The organism is Streptococcus sp. P25B114, assembly GCF_053010325.1.
Genome location: NZ_JBRKNW010000005.1, coordinates 52731 through 79440, shown reverse-complemented (window position 1 = coordinate 79440; position 26710 = coordinate 52731). Strand labels below are relative to the sequence as shown.

The 26710-nt window shown below is 43.4% G+C and carries 28 protein-coding genes and 1 other annotated feature; all 28 genes read left to right on the top strand.

The genetic code is table 11. The annotated features are described in order from the left end of the window. The first annotated feature begins 10 nt into the window (after positions 1 to 10). Complete coding sequence (locus ACVC7T_RS03670; RefSeq protein ID WP_447262483.1) at positions 11 to 3337, top strand: tape measure protein; 3327 nt, start codon at positions 11 to 13, stop codon at positions 3335 to 3337. 10 nt (positions 3338 to 3347) lie between these two features. Then, on the top strand, positions 3348 to 4136 hold the full coding sequence (locus ACVC7T_RS03665; protein ID WP_447262482.1) for a distal tail protein Dit: 789 nt from the start codon (positions 3348 to 3350) through the stop codon (positions 4134 to 4136). Further along, complete coding sequence (locus ACVC7T_RS03660; protein ID WP_447262481.1) at positions 4133 to 7870, top strand: phage tail spike protein; 3738 nt, start codon at positions 4133 to 4135, stop codon at positions 7868 to 7870. The genes ACVC7T_RS03665 and ACVC7T_RS03660 overlap by 4 nt, the downstream gene beginning before the upstream one ends. A 9-nt stretch (positions 7871 to 7879) precedes the next feature. Continuing rightward, positions 7880 to 8059 carry a hypothetical protein gene (locus ACVC7T_RS03655; protein WP_172094586.1) on the top strand — a complete coding sequence of 60 codons (180 nt, stop codon included), beginning with the start codon at positions 7880 to 7882 and terminating at the stop codon, positions 8057 to 8059. Further along, complete coding sequence (locus ACVC7T_RS03650; RefSeq protein ID WP_447262480.1) at positions 8056 to 8595, top strand: DUF1366 domain-containing protein; 540 nt, start codon at positions 8056 to 8058, stop codon at positions 8593 to 8595. Before ACVC7T_RS03655 ends, ACVC7T_RS03650 begins: the two co-directional genes overlap by 4 nt. A 4-nt stretch (positions 8596 to 8599) precedes the next feature. Next, positions 8600 to 8767 (top strand): CD1375 family protein, encoded by a 168-nt coding sequence (locus ACVC7T_RS03645; RefSeq protein ID WP_447262479.1) that lies wholly within the window; start codon positions 8600 to 8602, stop codon positions 8765 to 8767. 3 nt (positions 8768 to 8770) lie between these two features. After that, positions 8771 to 9049, top strand: coding sequence for a DUF7365 family protein (locus ACVC7T_RS03640; protein ID WP_257104216.1), 279 nt, complete (start codon positions 8771 to 8773; stop codon positions 9047 to 9049). A 1-nt stretch (position 9050) separates the two neighbouring features. After that, positions 9051 to 9296 carry a phage holin gene (locus ACVC7T_RS03635; protein WP_105123184.1) on the top strand — a complete coding sequence of 82 codons (246 nt, stop codon included), beginning with the start codon at positions 9051 to 9053 and terminating at the stop codon, positions 9294 to 9296. A gap of 427 nt (positions 9297 to 9723) precedes the next feature. Continuing rightward, complete coding sequence (locus ACVC7T_RS03630) at positions 9724 to 10197, top strand: hypothetical protein (protein WP_447262478.1); 474 nt, start codon at positions 9724 to 9726, stop codon at positions 10195 to 10197. A 48-nt stretch (positions 10198 to 10245) separates the two neighbouring features. After that, complete coding sequence (locus ACVC7T_RS03625; RefSeq protein ID WP_447262477.1) at positions 10246 to 11442, top strand: N-acetylmuramoyl-L-alanine amidase; 1197 nt, start codon at positions 10246 to 10248, stop codon at positions 11440 to 11442. 9 nt (positions 11443 to 11451) lie between these two features. Further along, entirely contained in the window at positions 11452 to 11877 is a 426-nt protein-coding gene (locus ACVC7T_RS03620; protein ID WP_447262476.1) for a hypothetical protein, read from the top strand. A gap of 8 nt (positions 11878 to 11885) precedes the next feature. Continuing rightward, the gene (locus ACVC7T_RS03615; RefSeq protein ID WP_447262475.1) at positions 11886 to 12206 is read left to right on the top strand and encodes a hypothetical protein; all 321 of its coding nucleotides are present in this window, start codon (positions 11886 to 11888) and stop codon (positions 12204 to 12206) included. 9 nt (positions 12207 to 12215) lie between these two features. After that, the gene (locus ACVC7T_RS03610) at positions 12216 to 12731 is read left to right on the top strand and encodes a hypothetical protein (protein ID WP_447262474.1); all 516 of its coding nucleotides are present in this window, start codon (positions 12216 to 12218) and stop codon (positions 12729 to 12731) included. Positions 12732 to 13092: 361 nt separating this feature from the next. Next, complete coding sequence (locus tag ACVC7T_RS03605) at positions 13093 to 14121, top strand: aminotransferase class I/II-fold pyridoxal phosphate-dependent enzyme (RefSeq protein WP_105160882.1); 1029 nt, start codon at positions 13093 to 13095, stop codon at positions 14119 to 14121. Between the two features lie 100 nt (positions 14122 to 14221). Next, entirely contained in the window at positions 14222 to 15364 is a 1143-nt protein-coding gene (locus ACVC7T_RS03600; protein WP_105160883.1) for a cysteine desulfurase family protein, read from the top strand. Position 15365: 1 nt separating this feature from the next. Then, entirely contained in the window at positions 15366 to 16583 is a 1218-nt protein-coding gene (thiI, locus tag ACVC7T_RS03595) for a tRNA uracil 4-sulfurtransferase ThiI (RefSeq protein WP_105160884.1), read from the top strand. 217 nt (positions 16584 to 16800) lie between these two features. Further along, positions 16801 to 18126, top strand: coding sequence for a branched-chain amino acid transport system II carrier protein (brnQ, locus tag ACVC7T_RS03590; RefSeq protein ID WP_105160885.1), 1326 nt, complete (start codon positions 16801 to 16803; stop codon positions 18124 to 18126). 64 nt (positions 18127 to 18190) lie between these two features. Then, positions 18191 to 18261 (top strand) — a sequence feature (ribosomal protein L21 leader region). Between the two features lie 35 nt (positions 18262 to 18296). Continuing rightward, positions 18297 to 18611 carry a 50S ribosomal protein L21 gene (gene rplU / locus ACVC7T_RS03585; protein ID WP_002941330.1) on the top strand — a complete coding sequence of 105 codons (315 nt, stop codon included), beginning with the start codon at positions 18297 to 18299 and terminating at the stop codon, positions 18609 to 18611. Positions 18612 to 18656: 45 nt separating this feature from the next. Then, positions 18657 to 18950: a 50S ribosomal protein L27 gene (gene rpmA / locus ACVC7T_RS03580; protein WP_009909754.1), complete on the top strand. Its 294-nt coding sequence runs from the start codon at positions 18657 to 18659 to the stop codon at positions 18948 to 18950. Between the two features lie 306 nt (positions 18951 to 19256). After that, a complete protein-coding gene (locus ACVC7T_RS03575) occupies positions 19257 to 19712 on the top strand; it encodes a GNAT family N-acetyltransferase (protein WP_105160886.1) in 456 nt (151 codons plus the stop codon). An 87-nt stretch (positions 19713 to 19799) separates the two neighbouring features. After that, positions 19800 to 20714 (top strand): LysR family transcriptional regulator, encoded by a 915-nt coding sequence (locus tag ACVC7T_RS03570; protein ID WP_105160887.1) that lies wholly within the window; start codon positions 19800 to 19802, stop codon positions 20712 to 20714. Further along, positions 20707 to 21171, top strand: coding sequence for a signal peptidase II (lspA, locus tag ACVC7T_RS03565; protein ID WP_105160888.1), 465 nt, complete (start codon positions 20707 to 20709; stop codon positions 21169 to 21171). Before ACVC7T_RS03570 ends, lspA begins: the two co-directional genes overlap by 8 nt. Beyond that, positions 21155 to 22051, top strand: a complete 897-nt coding sequence (locus ACVC7T_RS03560) for an RluA family pseudouridine synthase (RefSeq protein ID WP_105160889.1) — start codon at positions 21155 to 21157, stop codon at positions 22049 to 22051. The genes lspA and ACVC7T_RS03560 overlap by 17 nt, the downstream gene beginning before the upstream one ends. A gap of 74 nt (positions 22052 to 22125) precedes the next feature. Further along, positions 22126 to 22464 (top strand): zinc ribbon domain-containing protein YjdM, encoded by a 339-nt coding sequence (locus tag ACVC7T_RS03555; protein WP_105123365.1) that lies wholly within the window; start codon positions 22126 to 22128, stop codon positions 22462 to 22464. Between the two features lie 397 nt (positions 22465 to 22861). Then, a complete protein-coding gene (locus tag ACVC7T_RS03550; RefSeq protein ID WP_447262473.1) occupies positions 22862 to 23506 on the top strand; it encodes a Pr6Pr family membrane protein in 645 nt (214 codons plus the stop codon). 240 nt (positions 23507 to 23746) lie between these two features. Beyond that, the gene (gene pyrR, locus ACVC7T_RS03545; protein ID WP_105123364.1) at positions 23747 to 24268 is read left to right on the top strand and encodes a bifunctional pyr operon transcriptional regulator/uracil phosphoribosyltransferase PyrR; all 522 of its coding nucleotides are present in this window, start codon (positions 23747 to 23749) and stop codon (positions 24266 to 24268) included. 27 nt (positions 24269 to 24295) lie between these two features. Then, positions 24296 to 25219, top strand: a complete 924-nt coding sequence (locus tag ACVC7T_RS03540) for an aspartate carbamoyltransferase catalytic subunit (RefSeq protein ID WP_105160891.1) — start codon at positions 24296 to 24298, stop codon at positions 25217 to 25219. A 108-nt stretch (positions 25220 to 25327) separates the two neighbouring features. Next, positions 25328 to 26407: a carbamoyl phosphate synthase small subunit gene (locus tag ACVC7T_RS03535; protein ID WP_105110138.1), complete on the top strand. Its 1080-nt coding sequence runs from the start codon at positions 25328 to 25330 to the stop codon at positions 26405 to 26407. The last annotated feature ends 303 nt before the right edge of the window (positions 26408 to 26710 follow it).

The window sequence follows — 26710 nt, the reverse complement described above, 5'->3', positions numbered from 1 at the left end:
AGCAACCTCCATGTTTAAGAGCATGTTGGGGGCTAATCTGGTCAGCTCTGCGGTTTCTAAGATGACCGGTCTTGTTAACGCGGGACTCTCCTCTATGGGTGGCGAGTTGATGAGCTCTACCAAAGCTTGGAAAACGTTCGATGGGAACTTGTCAGAGCTGGGTTTTGGTCGAAAAGAAATTGATGCCGCAAAGGCCTCTATGCAGGACTATGCGACCAAGACTATTTATTCTGCGTCTGATATGGCCTCTACCTATGCCCAATTAGCTGCGGTCGGAATTAAAGACACAGGGAAACTTGTGATGGCGTTTGGCGGATTGGCAGGTGCAGCAGAGAATCCTGCGCAAGCCATGAAAACCTTGTCTCAACAAGCAGTGCAGATGGCGGCTAAGCCGACGGTTGCTTGGGCTGATTTCAAGCTCATGCTAGAGCAAACACCCGCTGGTATTTCTGCTGTTGCTAGGGCAATGGGGATGACGACTTCTGAATTGGTGACGGCTGTTCAAGACGGAAAAGTCTCCACGGAAGATTTCTTTAACACAATGATTGCTGTAGCCGGAGACGCAAATAGCTCGTTTCAAAAGATGGCTACAGAGTTTAAAACGGTTGACCAAGCGATTGATGGGACAAAGGAAGGGTTATCCAATAAATTGATGCCTGCTTTTGACCATCTAAATAAATTTGGAATAAAAGCTATATCTGCTGTTGGTGCTGAACTAGATAAGGTTGATTTTTCTAAGGTTGCAAATGGGCTTGGAAAATTCTTAAACGGGATTGATATCGATGGCGTAATCTCAAAAATCTCTAATAGTCTTCAAAAAGGTTACGAATCTACCAAGCGCTTTTTTTCGGGTTTTACTAGTTCTGGGGCGCTGAGTAGTGCAAAAGATGCGCTTAATGCCATAAAAGAGGCTATTTCTAATGTTATCAATGCATTTTCAGGCGGTGACGTGTCCAATTTGGGGCAGACTATAGGGAATGCTTTTAAGGTTGTGACAGACAAAATTACTGAGGTAACCAACGCTATTTCTAAACTGTCGCCTGAACAAATTAAAGCGATAGCTGGTGCTTTCGCTGGTTTTAAGCTAGCTGGCCCTGCTATTAGTACAGTTACTGGAGGAATGAAATTATTCTCCGGGGCGGTTTTAACAGCTAAAAAGGGTATGGCTATTGGAACGGACGTCTTTAATGTCGGGAAAGCCTTGTTTGGAATGAGCCAAGGCTCTCAAGCAGCAAGCTCAGCTTTGACCTTCATGGCGGCTGATTCCAAGGTTGCTGCGACTGCGCTTGGCGGTTTGGACATCTTCAGTAAGATTGGTGGCTGGATCAGTGGCGCGACAGGCTTTCTTGGAAGTTTGGGAACTGCCCTAACGTCAACAGGAACTGTCACTGGTGGTCTTTCGGCCGCATGGGGAGTTTTGAGTACGGCGTTTCTTTCAAATCCTATCGGTTGGGTAATCGGTCTTGTGGTCGGTTTAATCGCTGTAATTGCCACCTTGTGGACCAAGAGCGAAGGGTTCCGGAATATCTGTATTTCTGCATGGGAGGCGATAAAATCAGCCTTTGCCAGTGCTTGGGAATTCATTAAGACGAAAGCAGCAGAGGTTTGGAATTGGCTTGTAACAGAGACGGCGCCGATTGTAGAATCTATCAAGGGTGTGTGGGAATCGTTACAAGATTTCTTCGCAGCCTTGTGGAATCGAATTTCATCCATCGCGTCAACTGCTTGGTCTATTATTTCTTCGGTGGTTTCTACTGTTGTTGAAACGGTGAAGAGTATTTGGCAGGCGATTGAGCCCTATATGTCTGCTCTTTGGGAGAAAATCGTTGCTGTTGCGACCGCGGTGTGGAATACTTTGTCTCCAGTTATATCAGCTGTTTGGGAAATTATCAAAACCATCATCCAGACGGCATTCGATGTCATCAAGGGTATTATCGACACAGCAACAGCCTTAATCAATGGTGACTGGCAAGGAGCTTGGGAATCCTTCAAGGGAATTTTCTCTACCATTTGGGAGGCTATTCAGTCCATTCTCCAGACTGCTATTGATGGAGTGTCACAGGCTATCTCAATCGGTATGGAATACATAAAAGGTATTTGGGAAACTGTTTGGGGAACTATAAAGAGTTTCCTTACCAATCTGTGGTTTGAAATATTGGTTGCGGTACGTGATGCGTTTGTGTTTGTACAAGCGGTATTCCAAGCGGGTCTTGATGCTGTCAAGAGCATCTGGGAAACTGTTTGGAATAGCATCAAAGGCTTTATTGAACCTTTATGGGAAGGTATCAAGATGATGTTCCAAGGTGTCTGGGAATTCATTAAATCCATCTTCATGGGTGCCTTGCTGATTATCCTAGACCTGATTACTGGTAATTTTGAACAAGCCAAGGCAGATATTGATTTGATTTGGCAGTCTATCAAGGATGCTTTCCAATTAATTTGGGATGGTATCAAGCAAATCTTTGATACGGTTATCAAGGAGATTGTCGATTTTGTGAAAACAAGTTTCGAAAACACCAAGAAATTCTTGTCAGAAACTTGGGAGAATATCAAAACGACTGCTGTTCAGAAGTGGGAAGAACTGAAAGCAAGTGTCCAAAGAACAATTGACAATCTCATTGCGGGCGCGAAACGCGCTTGGGAGGATTTTAAGACCTTTATTTCACGGACAGTGGAAAATATTAAGTCAACGGCTATCAATGCATGGAACAATCTCAAAGCAAGTGTTCAAAATACAATCGACAATCTTGTTTCTGGGGCAAAACGTGCATGGGAAGATTTAAAACGTAGTGTATCCGATTTAGTAAGCAGAGTGAGAGGCATTTTTGACGGTTTGAAAAACATTGACCTCTTTGCAGCCGGTCGTGCCATTATTGATGGATTTTTAAGAGGTCTGAAATCTGCGTATGAAGGAGTTAAAAGCTTTATTGGTGGAATTGCGGATTGGATTCGTAGAAACAAAGGTCCAATTTCTTATGACCGTAAGCTCTTAATTCCTGCCGGTAATGCTATCATGAAAGGTCTAAATAGCGGTTTGCTTGATGGCTTCAAACCAGTTAAAAATACTGTTATTGGGATTGCTGACAGGATTTCGGACACTCTAAGCCAGAATACGTCAATACTGCCGAATTTTGCGGATGTTCGTTCGGGTATTTCTGCCATTTCCGACAGTTTGCATCCATCGGTTGCATTTAGTGGAGCGATGGAATATGAAATGACGCTTAAACAGAAAGAGCCAGCTCATATCAACCTGAACATTGGCGGTCATAATTACCGTACCTTTACGGATGATATTACAGAAGCTCAGCGCTTAGAATTAGTGTTATCAGATTATTAGGAGGAGTGAAATGTATCAATTTAGAGATGTAACAACAAATCAAAAGGTTGATGTGTTTGAACCTATTGATAACATGTCCATCAACGGTGTACCCCTCAATCAACTGGTTGAGGGCTACCGCCATTTGACGGTAACAGGTAGGGGGTTGCTTGGCCAATCGGTTAAGACAGCCTCTGTCCCTGGCCGCCGTGGCGTATGGGTGGAAGATGTGTCTGATGATGAGCGTGTACTTGAAATCAAGTACCAGCTGGAAGCTGGAACAAGTGCGGATATGCGGGATAAGTTTGCAAAACTCAACAAGATTTTGCGGACACTCGCAAGCAGTGGTTATCTGGAAATTACGTTCAAGGACGAGCCGACTTACACCTACTATGGCTATTTCAGCGGGGCGGATGACATTGAGGAAACTTCTCTTTCTATCGTCAGCAAGTTCACTCTGATAGTTCCGGACGGCTACAAAAAGAAAAATGCCCAGAATTCCACTGGGCTTATTTCTTTATCTGATGCCATTGAAGTCTTGCCTGAATCTATCACGGTCACACCGACTGGGACGGTTAACCAGGTACAGATTATCAACGGCATAAAGATTTTATCATTCTCTGGCTCTTATGCCGCAGGAAAAGACATTGTGGTCACATTTGGAGATGAAGAAGTAACTGCCACCTACAACGGAAGAAACATCCTCAGTGAGCTGGAGCGGTTCAGTCCGCTGGAACAATTCACGGTCAAGAATGGAGATACTATCACGGCAAAGAATGCCACAGTAAAAAATGTAGTTTGGAGGGATGAGAGAGCGTGATTTATTTATTTGATAAAGATGAAAAGCTGATAAAGATTGTCAGAAAGTCAGCTGTCAAGACTGCCCTGCAGAAATACGCATTGACCACTGAACGCTACGTGTCTGACCGTTTGACGGTCGAGCTCAAAGGATTGAATGCGGATGAGCTGGAGCAGGTCGAATACATGGCTATTCAGACCATGGAAGATGCTCATACTTTTCATTATTTCTACGTTGCCCAAAAATCTTCGGACGAATTGACAACCTTAATTGGTGTTCAGTCGGGGATTGAGGAGCTTCGTAAGTCACCAGTTTATGACAAACGACCTCAGAATGCCTTTGCCCGTGATGTGATTACAGACTTGCTTGCTGGTACCAACTGGCAGGCTCGTTTTGTTGGAGAAACCACTCCACACAGTACCAATTTTTATTACACATCGATTTTCGATGCCTTGAAAAAGGTCTGTGAAGTTTGGGACTTGGAGATGCAATTCTTTGTCGAGATGAACGGCAATCGTATCGGTGCCCGTTACATTGACTTTAAGCAAAGAATCGGTGAAGCGGTTGGTAAGCGTGTGGTCTATGGTCACAATGCCTTGCAAATATTGCAAGAAGTGGAACGCACTAACATCTTTACTGCCCTTATCGGTCGTGGCAAAGGTGAGGAAACTGGCGCCGGATATGGTCGGAAAATTACGTTTGAAGATGTGGTTTGGTCAAGGACACAAGGCAAACCAGTTGATAAGCCTAAAGGGCAGAAATACCTAGAATTGCCCTTAATGACACGACAATATGGTATCAAGAACGCTGACGGCTCTATGCGTCCTAAAATCGGCTTTGTGGACTTTTCGGAAGAAGAGAATCCAGAAGTCTTGATTGAACGGACTTACAAGGCCTTGATTGATGCTGCACGTCCGCAGTTGACCTTGAAGACATCAAGTGTCTATTTGAAGGGGGTCAAGATTGGGGATACCATCCGAGTGGTTCGGCATGATAAAAAACTGGACTATGACACTCGAGTTTTTGAAATTACTTTTAACCGACTGAATAATCAATCTAGCGACATTAAGTTGGGTGACCGGATTGGCGAAAGTAACGAAGCCAAAGCTCAGACCATTGCTGACAAGGCTGTGGAGCAGTTTATTACCAATGAATTTTCAACTTTTGTCCAGAATCTTCCAAACCATCTGCCGAGTGCAGATGGTTTTAATAATAACTGGTACGGCGCTGAAGACCCTACTGTCCAGTATCCAGGCAAGGTCTTAATCAATGATATTTGGTTTAAGCCAGATCCAGAGCATGAGGGCCACAAAATCATGCTTCGGTGGACTGGAGAAGTCTGGGAAGAAATCCTCCGGACTTATGACAGTGAAGCTTTAAGAGATAGGATTGCAGAAGAAATCACCCAAGTCACCCAATCCATGCAAGCCCAATCCGAGGAACACGATAGGCAGGTTGCGGAAATATTGGCCAAAACGCAGTCTGTCGAATTACTTGCCGACCAAGCTAAGGCGGATGCTGCTAGTGCAATACAGCGTAGCAGTCAACTCAAAGCGGAAGCAGTGGCAGAAGCGAATCGATTAGTCCAAGCGCAAGATACAGCTTTGACAGAGCGAATCCAGTCAGTTGATGTCCGAGTTGATGACGTTGCCAATCAAGTAAGTAGTAAAGTATCTCAAATTGATTTTGATGCTGTCAAAAAGACGGTTGAAAGCAATAGCACCGCAATTACGCAAAATCAATCAGCTATTGAACTAAAAGCAGATAAAACGGTCACAGATGCGCTAGCCACGGCTGTCAATCAGACAAAATCAGAGCTTAAGATTACTAGTGACGCAGTCGCGACTAAAGTATCTAAGACAGATTTTGATGCGACCAACCAGCGCTTGGCTACGGCAGAGACGACTATACGAACACAAGCAGGGCAGATTGAACAGCGCTTGACCAGTACACAGGTCGAGTCAGCAATCACTAGCAAAGGTTACCAGACAAAGGCGCAGGTGGATAATAATATCACGGGCCGCGGGTATATCACAAATAGTGCTTTGCAGCCGTATGCGCTATCTACGACTGTGCAAAATCTTGTGCAAGAGACGGCAGATAGTTTTAGTCGGACTATAAGTGAGACTAAAGCGCTGATTCCGACAGAGATGTCAGGTAATCTCATTTTAGACGGAAATCGTTCGTGGTCCAGCACGGGGTATCTTGCCAAGGAATATGAATTGGTTGAACCGCTGGAAGAAGACAAAACTTACACTTTTGTCATCCATTGGTGGCGTGGAAATGGAGCTTCAGGTAACTATGTGCCGATGGTCTATTATAATGGTGGTGCTTTACAATTAACGTCACCATACGGGACAACGGCATTGCAGGAAAGTGCTACGAGACTTATGTATGACCCCAACATTGACAGTTGGGTAGCCACTTTTACTGTCAAAAAGAAAAGTCAGATGACAACTGATCAATTGCAAAATTTTAATAATCGTCCTGCAAAACTTCGAATTTACCGTTTTGGTAGCGATGTAAAAGACCGAAATGGTGGCTGGTCTGATACCACGCAGTCAAATGCTAGTTTTGCAACCTTAGTTAAAGGCAACATCCCGCTCAGTCGTTGGGAGCCAGCTTATAGTGAGCTTGCCACTGTCACAGCCTTACATAACGTCACAGACACAGTCGACAGTCACACTCGTACTATCGGTGCTGTCGGCACAGCGGGAAGTATCTTAGACAATGTCAGCAAGGTTACGCAGACTGCAGCAGGATTGGTCCAGGAAGTATCTGGTGCTAACGGACTCAAAACGCAAGTCAGCACACTTGTAGGTTCATGGGCTGTACAAAACCTGACTAACTCTGGAACCGTCCTCAACCAACTTAACCTAAACAAAGATGGGTCTGTCAAGATTGATGGTAAGTTGGTGCAGATTACTGGTACGACTTATATACAGGATGGTGTCATATCATCCGCAAAAATCGGTAGCTTAGATGCTGGCAAGATTACTACTGGCACGCTGGATGCTGCACGGATTAAAGCGAGTAGTATCGATGGTAGTAAGCTTGTATTTGACCAAGCATTTTTTACCGGCTTGACCGCAAATGAGGCATATCTGGAACAGCTGTTTGCTAAGAATGCATTTATCACGCAGGTGCAGGCTGTGACCTTGTCGGCCAGTAAAATATCAGGAGGGATTCTGTCCGCGACGAATGATGCGATGCAGATGGACCTGAATAACGCTAACATCTCATTTAACACAAATGCTACAATTAATTTTAATTCTGCCAATAATGCATTAGTACGCAGACGTGGAACACACACAGCGTTTTTGCACTTTAACGATGTGGCATCTTCCGCTGACGCAAATGCTGGCGGTGTGTATGCAGGGCTAGGCGTGACTTCGTCTGGCGATGGTATTAACTCAGAATCTTCTGGTCGCTTCTCGGGCATCCGAATTTTTCGGAGTACAATTGGGTATAACCACAATGCTACACTCGACCAAGTTGAGCTTTATGGAGACACAATATACCTTAAAGATGCTTTTGACGAAAGCAGGGGATATGTGTTTAAGACAGTTAAAACGGGAAACCAAACCATTGACATGAATCTGTACATTAATGCGATCAAAGCTATTGCACACTGCTTAAACCATTTGAGGGCGAATAACTGGGATTGGAAATTGCCAAACTTACGGAATGCTATATCAGGCCTGATGGACAGTTATATTAACAAAACTGATTTTTACAACAAATTACAAGTCTAGGAGGAAAATATGCACGAAAATATCAAATCAAAACTAGCCATACAGATTGCTCAATTGTCCTTGGATAAAGCAACGGTGGAAGCACAATTGGAAGAAAGCCAGCAGACCATCGCTAGTCTGCAGGCGCAGGTTGCTGAATTAACCAAGCAACTGGACGAGGCTACTAAACCAGAGGAGGTATCTGAATGAGAGCCTGGAAAGTGGTAGGGAAGTATCCGTTTTTATCTGACGGAGAAATCACACACACAGAAATTGCTATAGCATCTACAACAGGAAGCTACGCAACCTATACCGAAAAAGTAGTCGGTAATCACATGGACAAGACTGAGACCGAATTGGTCGAATTGGCTCGTGAGGCTCACTTTAAATCTGAGTACGCTGACCGTGCCATGGCTGAATCGGTGCAGAAGATTGAAGAGATGGAAGCTGTGGTCAAATCAGCTAAGAAATTCATGCAAGAGGCTGAAACAAAATTTGCCGACATGCAGAAAGCACAGACCGAGTTGACGGAACGCATGGAAGCCACTGAAGAAGAGCGTAATGACCGCTTCAAGGCAGTTGAAGACAAGTTTACGATTCTCAATGGCTCTGTCATGGAAATGCTGACAGAGTTCTATGCTAGCTTTGAAGAAGGCGAGGTCCCAGAAGATGAAAGTATTGAAAACCTTGATACAGTCGACGGTAGCGACAATTCTACCGATAACACAGATACAGAAACGGAGTAATAAAATGATGGTAATGTTAATGGCAATGAATATTGTAGATGAGCACTTTGATTTCGCATTTAAGGATGTCCCGCGCATCTTTAAAAAGAAAGTGAAGGCGCAGTTGGAATTGATGGGACACCCTGAACTTGCAGATGAGAGTGTGGCGAACTATATTCCGAAAGGAGAATAGTGAATGAACATTAAACCAGAGCATGTATATGCCTTGGTCGGATTTGTGTCCACAGTCGTCGGATTGTGGACCAATTTTTCGGCCAAAATCACAAAGCAGGAAAACCGCATCACAATCCTGGAAAAGGACATCGAAAATCTCAAGGAATTTAAAGAGAGTGCTAATCGCCGACTCGATAATCATGACGAGCAGAACAAAGCTATCTTGGTCCTTGCGGAGCAAGTCAAAAGCCTGGGTGACGATGTGCGGGAACTAAAACGCATTATCCTGAAGGAGAATTGATATGCATAAAATAAATTGGGGCGTTCGATTACGAAACGCGACATTTTGGTGGACCTTGGTGCCATTGATTGTACTATTGGCACAGCAATTAGGTTTTAGCTGGGTTCCAAAAGATTGGGAGACCACTTTTGGCACAATCATGTCCATTTTGACTGTGGTCGGTGTCATCAATGACCCAACGACAAACGGGATTGCTGATAGCGAGCAGGCTCTGCACTACTACGAGCCGAAGGATGATAGAAAATGAAAGTAGTCAAGGCAATATTGGTAGTAGTGGCGCTAGTTATTTTAGCGCCTATTGCCTTTGTGATTTATCCGTTTTTGGAGGAGGAAGATGATGACAACAGCACAAGAAGTTGTAGCTTATGCTAAAAGTAAGCTCAATCAAAAGGTAACGGTGCCGACTAACCCTTATGGTGGTTGAAAATTGGCCTCCTAATTCCGAGAATTGCTGGAACCCCCTTAGAGCTTTATGTACTACCTTATTCAGTAATGAGATGAGCAAAGTGAAAATCATAAAGATTGGGCAATCAGCAGGCGAGCTTCCTTGGTAAAAGAGGAAGAAGCTTCAACGACTAAGTGCTTACAATCGTAAGACAGCACGGAACAATAGATTTACACAGAGTCCCCCGTATGGTATAATATTGTTATACGATATTACGGAGGATAACAATATGTTTGATAAAAAACACGGCATGCATGGAACAAAGGTATATAATACTTGGAAAGGTATTAAAAAAAGGTGCTACCAAAAAACCTATCAACATTATGATAGATACGGTGGCCGTGGAATCATAGTGTGCGAAGAATGGAAAAACGATTTTATGGCTTTCTACAATGATGTAGGAGAGGCACCGAGTGACGAATATCAATTGGATAGAATTGATAACAACAGAAATTACGAACCTGGGAATTGTCGCTGGGTGACCAGACAAGAGAATTGCCGAAACCGAAATGTCAAAGTTGGGAAAAGTGGTTATCATGGAGTCTATTTAAAAGGCGATAAATTTCAGGCAACTTTCAACATTGACAGAAGTCATCGAGTATACTTGGGAACTTTCGCAACAGCTAAAGAAGCTTACGAAGCTAGAATTGAAGCTATCAAGAAATACAACAAAGAACATAACGATAACATAAGAATCTATTGAAGATATAGTCTGAACTTCAAAGAAATTTGAAGAGTTGTAATATACAAGTTGTTTAAGAAATTAAACTACGGAGAGTTGCAACGTAACATTATGCAATGTGTTGCTTTTATTGATCATATCGTGCAGCATTTTAGCAACAAAAACCTAGCTTACACCAATGCCATTGACTGCCTTAAAAAGGCTAAATCGCAAGGACTAGAAGTTATCTACAATAATCCTAACGATGTCAATTTAATCCCAAAGGCTGGTGATTTTTTCGTCATGTCCTCAGTGGCAAGTGATGGTGTAGATTATGGTCATATCGGGGTGGTCGTGTCTGCGGATACTAAAGGTATGACAACGCTAGAGCAAAATATTGATGGTTACTCAGACAATAACCGCAACGGCATCAATGACCAGTTAGAGATTGGTGGCGGTGGCTATGTCCGAAAAAACAAACGTAGTTATGCTGGTGTGACTGGTTGGTTTAGGTTGCCGTATGATAATAAAACAGGAGCCATTAACCATAACAGAGAAACATATTCATCGCTTACAACACACTTCAATCCAAATGTGATGTATTCTAACCTATCAAAAGGTGTTACCGGTTATGGTCGAATGACTATTGACCGTATCGTCATTCATCATAACGCAACTACCAATAAAAACGTGGCTATGCAGACATGGTACGAATCGTCAGGCAACTGGACTAGTGCTCATTACGAAATTGCAGACAATGAGATTTGGGGATGTGTCGGTGAACAGTATTCAGCTTTCCACTCAGGAGATTCAACAATGAACCGCCGTTCGATTGGAATTGAGCATGTGAATTCCACATGGGGTCCAGACTGGAAGATTTCAGAGGCTACTTATAAATCATCAGCAAAACTGATTGCAGATATTTGTAAGCGATATAATATTCCAATCGATGCGAAACATATCGTTCCACACAAACAAGTGTCTGCAACAGAATGTCCTGGTGGTATTGATATGAATAAGCTAATCAAAATGGCTCAGGAAGTTTCAAAAGGTGTAGCAGCCACAAAAGCTGCAATAACACAAAAACAATCTGGGTCATTCCGTGTGAAAGTTTCGGTTACTGATTTGAACATCCGTAAGTCTCCTAGTGTAAAAGCTGGCAAAAAAGGCTTTATCAAAAAAGGCGTTTATACGATCACAGAAACCACATGGGCTGACGGCTATGAATGGGGCAAACTCAAGAGTGGTGCGGGTTGGATTGCGCTCAAATATACGAGCAGATTATAAGGAGGTAATATGTCTGATAAGACTAAACTAACGTGGCTGAACGGCTCTGTTATCAAACAAGGCGATACATCATCTGTCTTTAAGTTAAAATTAAAGACGGAAGATCGCCGAGAATTAAACGGTCCAGTCAAAATTCAACTAATCCACTCAAGCAAAGGCATGATTGAGTTTGAGGCGGAAGTGGTGGATAGTGTTGTCAGTTTCCGTCTGGAAAAAGCTCTGCCTATTGGTAATTATACCGTTGAAGTGGAACACGCTGGCTATGTATTCCCGTCAACGGATTCGGTTACCTTGACGGTCAATGAGAATTTGGGTGAGTTTGTGTCAGGCGAGGCTATTGAGCTCTATGGCCTTAGAAAAATTGTCAAAGAGTATGTAGAGCAGGAACAGGATATCCCTGATTTGTTGATGTTTTATAATTTAGGAAAGATATGAGGTAAGAAATGAGTACAAATAAATTAACATTATTTGCCCAAGCAGTGGGTGCAGATGTTAAAGAATTGAAGCAAGCTTTAGGTAGCAAGGTATCAAACGAGGCCTTGACACAAGCTATTGAGCAGGCTAAGACGGCTTTAAAAGCAGATATTTTAGGCGATGGCGTGCCTGAGCAGTTGGACACTTTAAAAGAGATTGCAGAAGCAATTTCTGCTATGAATGGTGAGGCTGAGCAGGCTGTTGTTCAGAAAATTGCCGAGCTTGGTCAGAAGGTGGATGCAATTGCCGGGTTGGATTTGGTTGCCGTCTACACTGCTGCTAAAGCTTAGGAGTGTCATATGGATAATCTTACTCAATTTGCTCAAGCAATCGGTCGTGATGTTAAAGAGTTGCGTAGTAAGGTAGCATCTGAAGCTAACGCAGATCGATTTGGTCCGACAGGTTGGTTTTTGGACAAGTCGGTCAACCCGTGGCAATTTCGGTTTGATAATGGTTCTAGTTTGACGCTGGGTAATGTTGACCAACGAGCGTATATCTACGCTGAGACTCAACCGTTAACGCAAGAGAGAGCGTCCGAATACCGTGTTATTACCACACTTATGCGTTTTGCGATGGGAAGCAACACGTTGACAACCGTGGCATCTCTAAATGGGATAGCCCGATTTTGGGGTGGTGCCAAGGTGTCGAACCCCGTCAATGATTCGAGCACATATAATTTTGCCAATGCGTATTTTAATGCTGCAGATACTAACGGACCATCTAGACGAGCCCAGGGTATCATGATACGATGTTACTATGAATTAGGCGTGTTTACCGATGACGATATCACTAGCCTTGGCGCAGTACGATTATAATTTTAGCCCTCAGCGATTGCTGGGGGCTTTTTTGTTTGCCAAAATCGCCATTTTGGCAATAATGGTTGTGAGATTCGATTTCTATTTGCTCAAAATGGCCAAAATGACAGAATATGAGTCAGGAGTAAAGGGTTTATTTTGCTAATGAAATAACAAGTAACCCGCCCCAAATTCGCCCCAAAAGTTTGAAAGAACGAGTATGAATAGGTCGAAAATGTAGTAAAAGAATTGCTTAAATTTACATATTTTGGTATCATATCACTACATGATTTTCCATCCTGTTCCCTCAGGGTGGACTAAATAGTAGAAGAAGCCTGGTGTGCAGGCTTTTTCTATATTCTTTTGATTTTGGAGGCCAACCATGCTACATTTTGAAAATGACTACAACAAAGGTGCCCACCCAGTTCTGCTTGAAGCCTTGGTTGCTAGCAACCAAGAAGGTTTATCTGGCTATGGAACGGATAAATATACCCAGTCAGCTATTGAGAAAATTCGAAAGGCGATCGCTTGTCCTCAAGCTCAAATCACTTTTCTGGCTGGAGGTACTCAGACCAATCAGATTGCCATCAATTCCATGCTGGCTTCTTATGAGGGTGTGATTGCCGCAAATACAGGCCATATTTCTACACATGAGGCAGGTGCTATTGAATTTTCTGGACACAAGGTGTTGACACTGCCACATCATGAAGGGAAAATAACGGCAAGTGGGGTTGATAACTTCATCAAAGATTTCTATGCTGATACTAATCATGCTCATATGGTTCATCCAGGAATGGTTTATATTTCCCACCCGACTGAATATGGTACACTTTATAGCAAAACAGAGCTAGAAGACTTGTCCAAAGTTTGCCAACAGCACAATATTCCTCTCTTTTTAGACGGTGCTCGCTTGGGTTATGGGCTTGCTGCACGCGATACGGATCTTGATTTGCAGACCATAGCAGAGCTGACAGATGTTTTCTACATTGGCGGGACAAAACTTGGTGCCTTGTTGGGAGAAGCTCTTGTATTTACAAAGAATAATCAGCCAAAGAATTTTGTATCTATTGTCAAACATCACGGTGCCTTGTTAGCTAAGGGACGATTGATTGGTGTCCAGTTTGATCGACTGTTCACTGATGACTTGTATCTTGAATTGGGGCGTCATGCTATCGCAATGGCAGAGCAGCTTATAGAGATTTTGGAAGAAAAAGGATTTCAATTCCACCTCAAATCGCCGACCAATCAGCAGTTTGTCATCGTCAAAAATGAAGAGTTGCCGAAATTGTCTGAATCAGGCATTGCTTACAGTTTCTGGGAAAAATATGACGATAGTCACAGTATCATACGCTTTGCAACTAGCTGGTCAACTAGCCAGGCTGACATCGAACGGTTGAAAGAAATTTTATAGGTATGCAAGACAGTCCGTGGGCTGTCTTTTCGTAGTGGTGGTTGGCGAAAGCTGGTAAAAAGTGATAAAATAGGACTATTGCAAACAAAGGAATGGCATCATGATTTATTTTGATAACGCAGCGACGACTCAGGTCTATCCCGAGGCGCTCAAGACCTATACAGAAGTAGCGACAAAAATTTGGGGCAATCCGTCTAGTCTGCATAATTTGGGCAGTCAGGCAACCCGTATCTTAGAGGCCTCCCGTAAGCAAATTGCGGACCTGCTAGGCAAGGATAGCAAGGAAATCTTCTTTACCTCTGGTGGTACAGAGGGGGACAACTGGGTCATCAAGGGAGTGGCCTTTGAAAAGGCACATCTGGGCAAGCACATTATCGTCTCAGCTATTGAGCATCCAGCGGTTAAAGAGTCAGCACTTTGGCTCAAAACGCAAGGTTTTGAGGTGGATTTTGCGCCGGTCAATGCCCAAGGGTTTGTGGATGTTTCGGCATTGGAGAGCTTGTTACGTCCCGATACGATTTTGGTATCCGTCATGGCCGTCAACAATGAAATTGGCTCTATCCAGCCGATTGCGGAAATTTCAGACTTGCTGGTGGACAAACCGACTATTTCCTTCCACGTGGATGCTGTTCAGGCTATCACTAAAATCCCGACAGAACGATTTTTGACGGAACGCGTTGATTTTGCGACCTTCTCTGGTCATAAATTCCATTCAATTCGTGGAGTCGGCTTTATCTATGTCAAATCTGGTAAGAAAATTTCTCCGCTTTTGACAGGTGGTGGTCAAGAGAGTGACAAGAGGTCAACAACGGAAAATGTGGCTGGTATCGCAGCAACTGCTAAGGCGCTCCGCTTGACTTTGGACAAGGCTGTAGATAGCCAGAAGAGGCTGGCGGCTATGAAGCAGATTCTGGTGGATGAATTGGGTAAATACAATGATGTGACAGTCTTTTCTGGACAGGATGACTTTGTGCCTAGTATCGTGACATTCGGCATTAAAAATATCCGTGGCGAAGTGATTGTCCATGCTTTTGAAGAGCATCAGATTTACATTTCGACAACTTCGGCCTGTTCGTCTAAGGCTGGAAAACCGGCTGGAACCCTGATTGCCATGGGTGTTCCGCAGAAGTTGGCTCAAACGGCTGTCCGTATTAGTTTAGACGATGATAACGACATGGGGCAAATCGAGCAATTTCTCACCATTTTCAAGCAAATTTATCACAATACACAGAAAGTAAGGTAGCATGAACTATTCAGAAATTATGATTCGCTATGGCGAATTGTCAACTAAAGGAAAAAATAAGATGCGGTTTGTCAACAAACTCCGCAATAATATCAAGCATGTCCTTTCTATTTACCCAGAAGTGACGGTTTATTTTGACCGTGACCGTGGTCATGTCTATTTGAACGGGGCAGATTATCAGGAAGTTTCAGCTTCTTTGAAGAAGATTTTTGGGATCCAAAATTTCGCACCATCTTATAAGATTGAAAAGTCTGTTCCAGCCTTGAAAGAGGCGGTTGTGGAGATTATGCAGTCCATTTACAAGGAAGGAATGACCTTCAAGATTGCAGCACGTCGTAGCGACCATAGTTTTGAATTGGATAGCCGCGACCTCAATCAAGTTTTGGGTGATGCTGTCTTCACAGCAATTCCAAATGTACAGGTACAGATGAAGTCACCAGATATTACGCTGCGAGTGGAAATTCGTCCTGACGCTGCTTATATTTCCCATGAAGAAATCAAGGGGGCAGGCGGTCTTCCTGTTGGTACATCTGGCAAGGGTACGCTGATGCTATCAGGTGGTATTGATTCGCCAGTTGCGGGCTATTTAGCACTGAAACGTGGGGTAGAAATCGAAGCTCTCCACTTTGCAAGTCCTCCTTATACTAGCCCAGGTGCTCTTAAAAAAGCCCATGATTTGACCCGTAAATTGACAGCCTTTGGTGGCAATATCACCTTTATCGAAGTGCCATTTACAGAAATTCAGGAAGAAATTAAGGAAAAAGCACCTGAAGCTTATTTGATGACCTTGACCCGTCGTTTCATGATGCGGATTACAGACCGAGTTCGTGAAGAACGTGGTGCCATGGTTATTATCAATGGTGAAAGTCTAGGACAAGTGGCAAGTCAGACCTTGGAGTCTATGCAGGCCATCAATGCAGTGACCAATACACCTGTTATCCGTCCAGTTGTGACCATGGACAAGTTGGAAATCATTGATATTGCTCAAGAAATTGATACCTTTGATATTTCCATCCAGCCATTTGAGGATTGCTGTACCATCTTTGCCCCTGACCGTCCAAAAACCAATCCGAAAATCAAACATGTCGAGCAGTACGAAGCTCGCATGGATGTAGAAGGATTGGTGGAACGAGCTGTTGCAGGGATTATTGTAACTGAAATTACACCAAAAGTGGAAGCAAAAGATGAGATTGACAATTTAATCGAAGATTTACTGTAAACTGTTGATGAAGTTTAATGTCTGACACGGTTGGGAAAGAATAGACAGCTTTAGAAAGAAATTCATTCGCGCATCAAATGAAGGTTAATTTTAACTTGATTTGATGCGTTTTTTAATTATTTGACTTAGGTGTCGTTACCTTAATAACCTAACGTTCGGAAAAAAATCGAATTTTTGTGGTATAATGGACTTTCGAAAAAGATAAGAAGGAGTTTTTATGAAAAAAGGAGCGCTAACAGGATTACTCCTGTTTGGTATGTTTTTTGGTGCAGGAAACTTGATTTTCCCACCTGCACTTGGTGTCTTATCTGGTGAGAATTTCTGGCCAGCTATTTTAGGATTTGTTGTATCGGGTGTCGGTATTGCTGTCGTTGCCTTGATCGTCGGCACCTTAAACCCAAAAGGTTATGTACATGAGATTTCTCGTAAGATTTCTCCAGCCTTTGCAACAATCTATCTTGTTGCCTTGTATTTGGCGATTGGTCCTTTCTTTGCCATTCCGCGTACGGCTACAACGTCCTTCGAAATTGGTATTGCGCCATTATTGGGCGAAGCAAACCTTGGAATTTGGTTGTTTGGCTTTACAGCTCTTTACTTTGTGGCAGCTTATCTGATTGCCCTCAATCCATCTCAAATCTTAAATAGTATCGGACGTATTTTAACCCCTGTTTTTGCGATTTTGATTGTGATTTTGGTTGTGCTTGGTATTGTTAAGTACGGATCAACAAGTCCGTTACCAGCTTCGGAAGCTTACTCAGCAGGACAGGCATTTGGTACAGGATTTATCGAGGGATACAATACACTCGACGCACTTGCTTCTATTGCCTTTAGTGTTGTAGCGGTGAATACCTTAAAACAACTTGGTTTCTCAAGCAAAAAGGAATATATCTCAACCATCTGGTCAGTTGGTCTTGTTGTGGCCCTAGCTTTCTCGGCTCTATATGTCGGTTTGGCCTTCCTTGGAAATCATTTCCCAGTACCTGCTGATGTTTTGGCGTCCGATACCAATAAGGGTGTATATATTCTTTCGCAAGCTACACAGGCAATTTTTGGTCCAAGTGCACAAATTTTCTTGGCAGCTATGGTTATCGTTACTTGCTTTACGACAACGGCTGGCTTGATTGTTTCTTCAGGTGAATTTTTCGCTGAGCGTTTCCCACGTTTTAGCTACAAAGTATATGCGACTATCTTTACTTTGATTGGTTTTGGGATTGCCAACCTCGGTTTGAACAATATCATCACCTTCTCAGTTCCAGTTCTTTTGGTTCTCTATCCAATCACTATCTGTATTGTCTTGATTACCATTGTTAACAAATTTGTACCGCTTTCTACTTACGGTATGCAATTAACTGTGGGACTAGTGACAGCTTTGTCATTGGTAGAAGTTTTGGCTGGTCAATTTGGTTGGACAGCTATTTCAACAATCATTTCAGCTCTGCCATTGGCCGGACAATCATTAGCATGGTTATTGCCTGCTCTTGTCGGAATCGTTCTTTCACTTTTCTTGCCAAACAAGCAGGAGAGCGAAGTTTTTGAAATGTAAAAAAATGATACAAAACACTTGCATTTGCAGGTGTTTTTGTTATAATAGGAGTGTTGACTATGCACACCCTGTGCAACCGCACGACTACCGTTTAAGTGGTTCGTCCCACGGTACTAGGCGAGTCTTCACATTAAATTCGGGCAAGGCCCAAAAATCATAGGAGGTGCATAATGAGCACATATGCAATCATTAAAACTGGCGGCAAACAAGTTAAAGTTGAAGTCGGTCAAGCTATCTACGTTGAAAAATTGAACGTTGAAGCAGGTCAAGAAGTTACTTTCGAAGAAGTAGTTCTTGTTGGTGGTGAGAAAACTGTTGTGGGTACTCCACTTGTAGCAGGCGCTACTGTTGTTGGTACTGTTGAAAAGCAAGGTAAACAGAAAAAAGTTGTTACCTTCAAGTACAAACCTAAAAAAGGTAGCCACCGCAAACAAGGTCACCGTCAACCTTACACAAAAGTTGTTATCAACGCTATCAACGCTTAAGGCGTAGCTTGAAGCAATCATTACAGAAATTCGGAGGAATAACATATGTTAAACTTGAATCTTGCTAACTTGCAATTTATGGCCCACAAAAAAGGTGGAGGTTCAACGTCAAACGGTCGTGACTCACAAGCGAAACGCCTTGGTGCGAAAGCTGCTGACGGCCAAACTGTATCAGGTGGTTCAATCCTTTACCGCCAACGTGGTACTAAAATCTACCCAGGAGCTAACGTAGGTCGTGGTGGAGATGACACTCTTTACGCTAAAGTAGAAGGCGTTGTACGCTTCGAACGTAAAGGTCGCGATAAGAAACAAGTATCTGTTTACCCAATCGCGAAATAAGTCTGAAAATGGCTTAACAAAGGCTTTCCGAGATTTAGGAAGGCCTGTTTTTTTGTTTTGATACCCATTTTTCATTTGCCAAGGGCTTGGTGTGAAATGGTCAGGCATTGGTAGCTATATAAAAAGTTATCAGTTGAAAATGAACATGTTAATCTAGGTTGACTGACAAGAGCAATATATGGTAGTATAACCATACAATAGAATGAAGGGAGGCGATTCAAATGAAAGGAATAGTAAGATGTTTCAGAAAACAAGGAATCAAGAGTAAGGAGGTTAGGGCAAATTAACCTCCGAAAGGAGAAAATAATGAAGATTGTAGCAATAAGGGATTCAGTTGAAAAAGCTGAGATTATTAAAACGGTATTAGCAGATTTACCTGAGTGGTTTGGCTTACCTGAAAGTACTAAAGAATATATTCAGGATGGGAGTTTGCTGCCATTGTGGGCCGCATTTGACGAAGATGAGCCAGTAGGATTCGTAACCTTAACGAGCACCTCTGACGATTGTGGGGAAGTTCACTGTATGGGTGTTAAAAAATCTCATCATCGAAAAGGACTGGGATTAGCGTTGATGCAAGCATTAGAAGGAGAGGCGAGAAAATCTTATGCCTATCTACAAGTCAAAACGGTTGACCAAGGGCATTATAAAGAATATGATCAGACGATTGGCTTTTATCACTCTTGTGGCTTTGCTAAGTTGGAAGTTTTTCCAAACTTGTGGGACGAATGGAATCCCTGTCTTATCATGATTAAAAAGTTATAGTCACTTACCGCCAGTAATTTTGCTGGTGGTTTTATTATGTGGTATAATAGAAAGATAGGAAAAATGGAATGAAGAAAGGATGGATCGATGAATATTCAACAGCTTCGCTATGTTGTGGCGATTGCCAACAGCGGGACTTTTCGTGAGGCAGCGGAGAAAATGTACGTATCTCAGCCTAGCCTATCCATTTCCATCAAAGATTTAGAAAAAGAGCTAGGTTTTCAGATTTTCAGTCGGACCAGTTCTGGGACTTTTTTGACCCAAAAAGGAATGGAATTTTATGAGAAGGCTCAGAGTTTAGTCAAGGGCTTTGATCAATTTGAGCATCTTTATTTGCAATCAGAAGAAGGTGAAAAAACTTTTTCTATCAGCAGTCAGCACTATGATTTCTTGCCTCCCTTGATTACGGATTTTTCTCGGCAGCATCCTCAATATCCACATTTCCGGATTTTTGAGTCAACTACGGTACAAATTTTGGATGAGGTGGCGCAGGGTTATAGTGAGCTGGGAATTATTTATCTCAACGATCGCAATACCAAGGGGATTATGCAAAAGCTGGACAAATTGCATTTGCAGGCGATTGAGTTGGCGGAGTTTCAGACCCATATCTACCTGCGGGAGGGTCATCCTTTGACTGCAAAGGCAGAGATTGAGGCTGAGGATTTGGTTGGTTTGCCAACGGTCCGATTTACCCAAGAAAAAGAGGCTTATCTTTATTATTCTGAGAATTTGATTGACACGTCGGATTCGTCGGTTGTTTTTGATGTGACGGATCGCGCTACCTTGAATGGGATTCTAGAGCGGACGGACGCCTATGCGACGGGTTCAGGATTTTTGGATGACGAGTCGGTCAATGGGATTACGGTCATTCCCTTTAAGGGGAAGGTGGATAACCGCATGGTCTATGTCAAGCGGGCTGGCGATGAACTGAGCCATTGTGCGCTTGATTTTGTCGATACCATGCAGGCTTATTTTGATAAGAAGAAGGAAGAAAATGCGTAAGTTTGGATTGCCACTTTTGGCAGTGGCTTTTATCGGTGTGGACCAGTTGGTCAAGGCTTGGACCGTAGCCAATATTGAATTGCACGCCAGTCGGGAATTTTTGCCAGGTTTTATGAGTTTGTCCTATCTGAGAAATTATGGTGCGGCTTGGTCTATTTTGCAGGGACAGCAGTGGTTTTTCACCATTGTTACAGTAGTTGTCATGATTGGCTTGGTCTGGTATTATGTCAAAAATATCAAGGGAAATCTCTTGACCTTGTTCAGTTTGTCCTTGATGATGGCGGGGGCTTTGGGAAATTTTATCGACCGTGTCCGTCTGGGCTACGTGGTGGATATGTTCCAGCTGGATTTTATCAATTTCCCGGTCTTTAATGTGGCTGATATGTGTCTGTCGGTGGGAGTTGGGCTCCTGTTTATTTGTATTTTGAAAGAAGAAAGTAATGGAAGTAAGAGTTGAGACAGGCGGTGTCCGTTTGGACAAGGCTTTGGCAGATTTGACGGATTTGTCCCGTTCAGTTGCCAATGAACAGATTAAGTCTGGTCAGGTGTTGGTCAATGGCCAAGCCAAAAAAGCAAAATATAGTGTGCAAGCTGGTGACATCCTAACCTATCAGGTGCCAGAGGTCGAAGAAATTGACTATGTAGCAGAAGACATTCCTTTAGAAATTGTCTATCAGGATGCGGATGTGGCTGTGGTCAATAAACCTCAAGGGATGGTTGTTCACCCATCTGCGGGCCACACATCTGGTACACTGGTCAATGCGCTTTTGTATCATGTCAAGGATTTGTCAGGTATCAACGGTGTGCTTCGTCCAGGAATTGTCCATCGGATTGACAAGGACACATCTGGTCTTCTCATGATTGCAAAGAATGACGAGGCCCACACCAGGTTGGCTGAGGAATTGAAAGCCAAGAAATCCCTCCGCAAATATATTGCCATTGTCCACGGCAATCTGCCAAATGACCGCGGTATGATTGAGGCACCGATTGGTCGTTCGGAGAAAGATCGTAAGAAACAGGCAGTCACAGCCAAGGGCAAGGAAGCAGTCACACGTTTTCAAGTCTTGGAACGTTTCGGTGACTATACCTTGGTTGAATTAACCTTGGAAACGGGACGAACCCACCAAATCCGTGTTCACATGGCTTATATCGGTCATCCTGTGGCTGGCGATGAGGCCTATGGACCACGTAAAACGCTCAAGGGGCAGGGTCAATTTCTGCATGCTCAGACGCTTGGATTTACCCATCCGAGAACGGGAGAGCTGGTAGAATTTACGGCTGATGCGCCAGCTATTTTCCAAGAAACACTGGAAAAACTACGTCAAGCCACTCAGTAGTGACAATAAGAGCATCTTGCCCATTTTCCAAAAAGATGATAGACTGATACAGATAAAAAAGAAGGAGAACGAGAATGGAAACTTTACCAAATTGCCCACAGTGCAATTCAGAATATGTCTATGAGGACGGCGCGCTTTTGGTCTGTCCAGAATGTGCATACGAATGGAACCCAGCCGAGGTTGCTGAGGAAGAGAGCGGTCCAGTCGCTATTGATGCCAATGGCAATCGCTTGGCTGATGGAGATACAGTGACGCTGATCAAGGATTTGAAAGTCAAAGGCGCACCGAAGGATCTCAAGCAGGGCACGCGCGTTAAAGGTATCCGCATCGTTGAAGGCGACCACAATATCGACTGCAAAATCGACGGATTCGGAGCCATGAAACTCAAATCAGAATTTGTGAAGAAGATTTAGCAATTAGACTGGGAAATCCAGTCTTTTCAAGACGTAGACAAACTATGTATTGGCTCAAATAATCTGAGTAGCTCTGCTAATAAAACAAAAAATTATTTTATTTTGCGAGCGGAGTGAGCCCAAACCGCGACTTTCCGCTGTGATGAAAATGCCTGAAACGTTATCGTTTCAGGCATTCGGAGTATTTCGGGCTACAAAGGTCTCTCAGAACTTCGTAGGTTGTTGCTTGGAAATAAGAAAGCGACAAAAGGCTCAAATACTAGGTATGGAATTCCGTAGGTAGCTCAAACAGTCTAGGGGACTGTTTGAGGAGTAAACCTAGAAACAAGAAAGTTTACTTCCGTCCGCCTTCACCTCAGGAAAGTCTGAAAAAGGTTTTAATATAAGAAAGGAAACTATGAAGAATCAAAGTATTCTATTTTACAGTCGTTGTTTGCTGGCTGCTTTAGCGATTACGGGAACAGCTCTAGAAATCATTAAATATGGTATTGGCATGTTCATGTACTACACGGTGCAATCCAACTTGCTGGTTTCTGTGTTTGCGGTCTATATGGTCTATGCCATGAACAAGGGCCAAAATTTGCAAGACCAGAACTTTCTGCGAATCAAGGCTGGTGTGACTATGTCCATCATGATAACCTGTGTGGTCTATCATATCATGTTGGCACCGCTGGCTGAGCATTTTTGGCGCGTGGAAAATCTTCTCTGCCACTATATCGTTCCCATTTGTTTCTTGCTGGATACGCTCATTGTCGATCGGCTGCGACAGTACAAGTGGTTGGACCCCGTTTGGTGGACCAGTCTGCCACTTGCCTACATGGCTTTTGGCTTGGTCAATGGATTTTTCCTCAAGATTCCTATTCCTGACGCCAAAGATAGTCCATTTGCCTATTTCTTTCTCAATGTTCCCAAGTATGGCTGGAACTACGTTTTGACCTACTGCGCCATTATCTTTGTGACCTATCTGCTCTTTGGTTATGTTTTGGCGGGTGTAAAATCCCTAAAACCACAGTCTTTTTTGGCTAAATCAGCACCATTCTAAGCAAAATACGAAGATTATTAAATTTTTTACAGTAAGAATTTGTCGCCGTAGGTAAAGTGTGCTATACTGATGCTAGAAATCCTTTAAGTGCTGTCCAGAGAGACAGGTAAGGAGAGCATTGAGCAAATGTGGACATACAAGATGGGAAATTCTGTTGGAGTTTTTCATGCACTGGTCCTGTATTTTCTGAACTCTCCTGAAAGGGAGAGTTTTTTTGTATCATATTTATGGAGGTTTAGAATGAAAACCAAAGAAATCGTAGACGATATGACCATGAAACGGGCAATTACCCGTATCACCTATGAGATTATCGAGCGCAATAAGAATTTGGACAATATCGTCTTGGCTGGTATCAAGACACGAGGTGTTTTCATTGCCCGACGGATTCAAGAACGTCTGAAACAGTTGGAAGGAATTGATGTTCCTCTGGGAGAATTAGATACCAAGCCCTTCCGCGACGATGTGAAAGTAGAAGAAGATACCACCAGCATCACCGCCGATGTCAATGATCGTGATGTTATTTTGGTGGATGACGTTCTCTACACTGGACGTACCATTCGTGCCGCCATTGACAATCTCGTATCGTTGGGCAGACCTGCTCGTGTTAGTTTAGCTGTCTTGGTCGATCGTGGCCACCGGGAATTGCCAATTCGTGCGGACTATGTTGGGAAAAATATCCCGACCAGTCGGGTGGAGGAAATTATCGTTCACATGACTGAAATTGACGGTCATGACGCAGTTTTATTAGTAGAGGCAGAATAGGTCAGGCACAAAAAGGCAGGTAGTATCATGACAATTGTAGATGGTAAGGTTTCTCTCAAACACTTGGTAACAATGGAAACACTTTCGAATGAAGAGGTGTTGGGTCTCATTCAACGCGGACTGGCTTTCAAGAAAGGCGAGTCCGTTACATTAAGTCGGAAGTATTATGCCTCCAATCTCTTCTTTGAAGATTCGACGCGAACGCATAAGTCATTTGAAATGGCGGAGCTGCGCTTGGATATGGGCATGATTGACTTTGATGCTCGAACCAGCTCGGTCAACAAGGGCGAGACCTTGTACGATACCATTTTAACCATGTCAGCCTTGGGCGTTGATATTTGTGTCATCCGCCATTCCGAGGTTGATTACTACAAACAATTGATTGATAGTCCGAGCATCCAGACCTCCATTGTCAATGGTGGGGACGGTTCTGGGCAACACCCAAGCCAGTCCTTGCTGGATTTGATGACCATTTATGAAGAATTTGGCACCTTTGAAAATCTGAAAATTGCCATTGCAGGCGATATTACTCACTCGCGGGTTGCAAAGTCCAACATGCAAATCCTCAAGCGACTGGGGGCAGATATTTACTTTACCGGCCCAGAAGAGTGGTATTCGGCGGAATTTGATGTCTACGGTCAACATGTTGCGATTGATGATATTGTCGAGGAAGTGGATGTCTTGATGCTTCTGCGTGTCCAACATGAGCGCCACGATGGATCAGAAAGTTTTTCAAAAGAAACCTATAATCGTCTACATGGATTGACGGGGGAACGGTACAAGCGCTTGAAGGAACAGGCGATTGTTATGCACCCTGCGCCTGTCAATCGTGATGTTGAAATTGATGACCAGCTGGTAGAGGCTCCCAAATCGCGGATTGTTCGTCAGATGCAAAACGGCGTCTTTGTCCGAATGGCGATTTTGGAGGCGATTGTAAATGGTAAGGTATAGAACCTGTATTCACAGCTCGGCACATTTAACTAAGGCTGGTTTTCTGCCCCCTTTGTGAATATAATTTCAAAACGTTAAAGGATTCCTGAGAGAATCAACGAGGTAGATATGACGAAAAGAAGATTAATTTTAGAAGATGGAACAATTTTCGAGGGCGAGGCCTTTGGAGCGGATATTGATGTGACTGGAGAGCTGGTTTTTTCTACTGGAATGACAGGCTATCAGGAGTCCATTACCGACCAATCTTATAACGGTCAGATTTTGACCTTTACATATCCTTTGGTAGGAAATTATGGTATCAATCGCGATGATTACGAATCTATCACGCCAACTTGTAAGGGTGTGGTGGTCAGTGAGTGGGCCCGTCGTGCTAGTAATTGGCGCAACCAATTGACCTTGGATGAATTTTTGAAAGCTAAAAAAATTCCCGGTATTTCAGGGATTGATACGCGAGCTTTAACCAAGATTATTCGTCAGCACGGGACGATGAAGGCGACCTTGGCTAATGTTGGAGATAGTGTTGAACATTTGACCGATCAGCTACGGGCGACAGTCTTGCCGACCAATAATATTGAGCAGGTGTCTACCAAGACAGCCTATCCTGCTCCGGGTGTCGGTCGGAGCGTTGTACTGGTCGATTTTGGTCTCAAGCATTCGATTTTACGTGAATTGGCCAAGCGTGATTGCAATGTAACTGTCGTTCCTTATGACACGACCGCAGAGGAAATTTTGGCTCTGGCTCCAGACGGTGTTATGTTGTCCAATGGACCGGGGAACCCAGATGATGTTCCAGAGGCGCTTGATATGATTCGTGGTATTCAAGGGAAGATTCCGATTTTCGGTATTTGTATGGGCCATCAATTGTATGCGAAGGCAAATGGTGCCCAGACCTACAAGATGAAATTCGGTCACCGTGGATTTAACCATGCCGTGCGCGAAATTGCGACAGGACGTGTTGATTTTACCAGTCAAAACCACGGTTATGCAGTGTCACGCGAGGAACTGCCGGATTGCTTGATGATTACCCACGAGGAAATCAACGACAAGTCTGTCGAAGGCGTCCGTCACAAATACCTTCCCGGATTTTCAGTGCAATTCCACCCAGATGCAGCACCCGGTCCGCATGATGCCAGCTATTTATTTGACGAATTTATGGACTTGATGGATTCATTTAAGCAAGAACGCTAGTTGAATGGTTGCTAAGCGTCAGAAAGTTATTTAATTCTATCCAGAGAGATAGAAAATAGAAAGGCAAGGGACAGGTCAATGGTTGCACGCAACTCATTTCCCTACGCCTGCCTCTATGGAGGTCAGGCTATCCCTTGCACTAGTTAGGAAAGCCAATTAGTATCGAATTGACTTTCCTAACGTCGGACTGATCTTATTTAATGTCAACCTGTGAGTTGACAAATAGAAAGGAGAAGATACAGGTTCGAGTACGATTTGATTTTAAAATTCGAACATGCTCTAAGGACTGTGTGTAAAAGATAA

Coding starts and splice junctions, on each gene's coding strand:
- ACVC7T_RS03570 (WP_105160887.1), top strand. CDS start 19,800: ATGAATATTCAACAGCTTCGCTATGTTGTGGCGATTGCCAACAGCGGG.
- ACVC7T_RS03540 (WP_105160891.1), top strand. CDS start 24,296: ATGACAATTGTAGATGGTAAGGTTTCTCTCAAACACTTGGTAACAATG.
- ACVC7T_RS03640 (WP_257104216.1), top strand. CDS start 8,771: ATGAACATTAAACCAGAGCATGTATATGCCTTGGTCGGATTTGTGTCC.
- ACVC7T_RS03575 (WP_105160886.1), top strand. CDS start 19,257: ATGAAGATTGTAGCAATAAGGGATTCAGTTGAAAAAGCTGAGATTATT.
- thiI (WP_105160884.1), top strand. CDS start 15,366: ATGAACTATTCAGAAATTATGATTCGCTATGGCGAATTGTCAACTAAA.
- ACVC7T_RS03645 (WP_447262479.1), top strand. CDS start 8,600: ATGATGGTAATGTTAATGGCAATGAATATTGTAGATGAGCACTTTGAT.
- pyrR (WP_105123364.1), top strand. CDS start 23,747: ATGAAAACCAAAGAAATCGTAGACGATATGACCATGAAACGGGCAATT.
- ACVC7T_RS03650 (WP_447262480.1), top strand. CDS start 8,056: ATGAGAGCCTGGAAAGTGGTAGGGAAGTATCCGTTTTTATCTGACGGA.
- ACVC7T_RS03670 (WP_447262483.1), top strand. CDS start 11: ATGTTTAAGAGCATGTTGGGGGCTAATCTGGTCAGCTCTGCGGTTTCT.
- rplU (WP_002941330.1), top strand. CDS start 18,297: ATGAGCACATATGCAATCATTAAAACTGGCGGCAAACAAGTTAAAGTT.
- ACVC7T_RS03620 (WP_447262476.1), top strand. CDS start 11,452: ATGTCTGATAAGACTAAACTAACGTGGCTGAACGGCTCTGTTATCAAA.
- ACVC7T_RS03610 (WP_447262474.1), top strand. CDS start 12,216: ATGGATAATCTTACTCAATTTGCTCAAGCAATCGGTCGTGATGTTAAA.
- ACVC7T_RS03635 (WP_105123184.1), top strand. CDS start 9,051: ATGCATAAAATAAATTGGGGCGTTCGATTACGAAACGCGACATTTTGG.
- ACVC7T_RS03600 (WP_105160883.1), top strand. CDS start 14,222: ATGATTTATTTTGATAACGCAGCGACGACTCAGGTCTATCCCGAGGCG.
- ACVC7T_RS03630 (WP_447262478.1), top strand. CDS start 9,724: ATGTTTGATAAAAAACACGGCATGCATGGAACAAAGGTATATAATACT.
- ACVC7T_RS03665 (WP_447262482.1), top strand. CDS start 3,348: ATGTATCAATTTAGAGATGTAACAACAAATCAAAAGGTTGATGTGTTT.
- ACVC7T_RS03535 (WP_105110138.1), top strand. CDS start 25,328: ATGACGAAAAGAAGATTAATTTTAGAAGATGGAACAATTTTCGAGGGC.
- ACVC7T_RS03615 (WP_447262475.1), top strand. CDS start 11,886: ATGAGTACAAATAAATTAACATTATTTGCCCAAGCAGTGGGTGCAGAT.
- ACVC7T_RS03550 (WP_447262473.1), top strand. CDS start 22,862: ATGAAGAATCAAAGTATTCTATTTTACAGTCGTTGTTTGCTGGCTGCT.
- lspA (WP_105160888.1), top strand. CDS start 20,707: ATGCGTAAGTTTGGATTGCCACTTTTGGCAGTGGCTTTTATCGGTGTG.
- ACVC7T_RS03555 (WP_105123365.1), top strand. CDS start 22,126: ATGGAAACTTTACCAAATTGCCCACAGTGCAATTCAGAATATGTCTAT.
- rpmA (WP_009909754.1), top strand. CDS start 18,657: ATGTTAAACTTGAATCTTGCTAACTTGCAATTTATGGCCCACAAAAAA.
- brnQ (WP_105160885.1), top strand. CDS start 16,801: ATGAAAAAAGGAGCGCTAACAGGATTACTCCTGTTTGGTATGTTTTTT.
- ACVC7T_RS03560 (WP_105160889.1), top strand. CDS start 21,155: ATGGAAGTAAGAGTTGAGACAGGCGGTGTCCGTTTGGACAAGGCTTTG.
- ACVC7T_RS03655 (WP_172094586.1), top strand. CDS start 7,880: ATGCACGAAAATATCAAATCAAAACTAGCCATACAGATTGCTCAATTG.
- ACVC7T_RS03605 (WP_105160882.1), top strand. CDS start 13,093: ATGCTACATTTTGAAAATGACTACAACAAAGGTGCCCACCCAGTTCTG.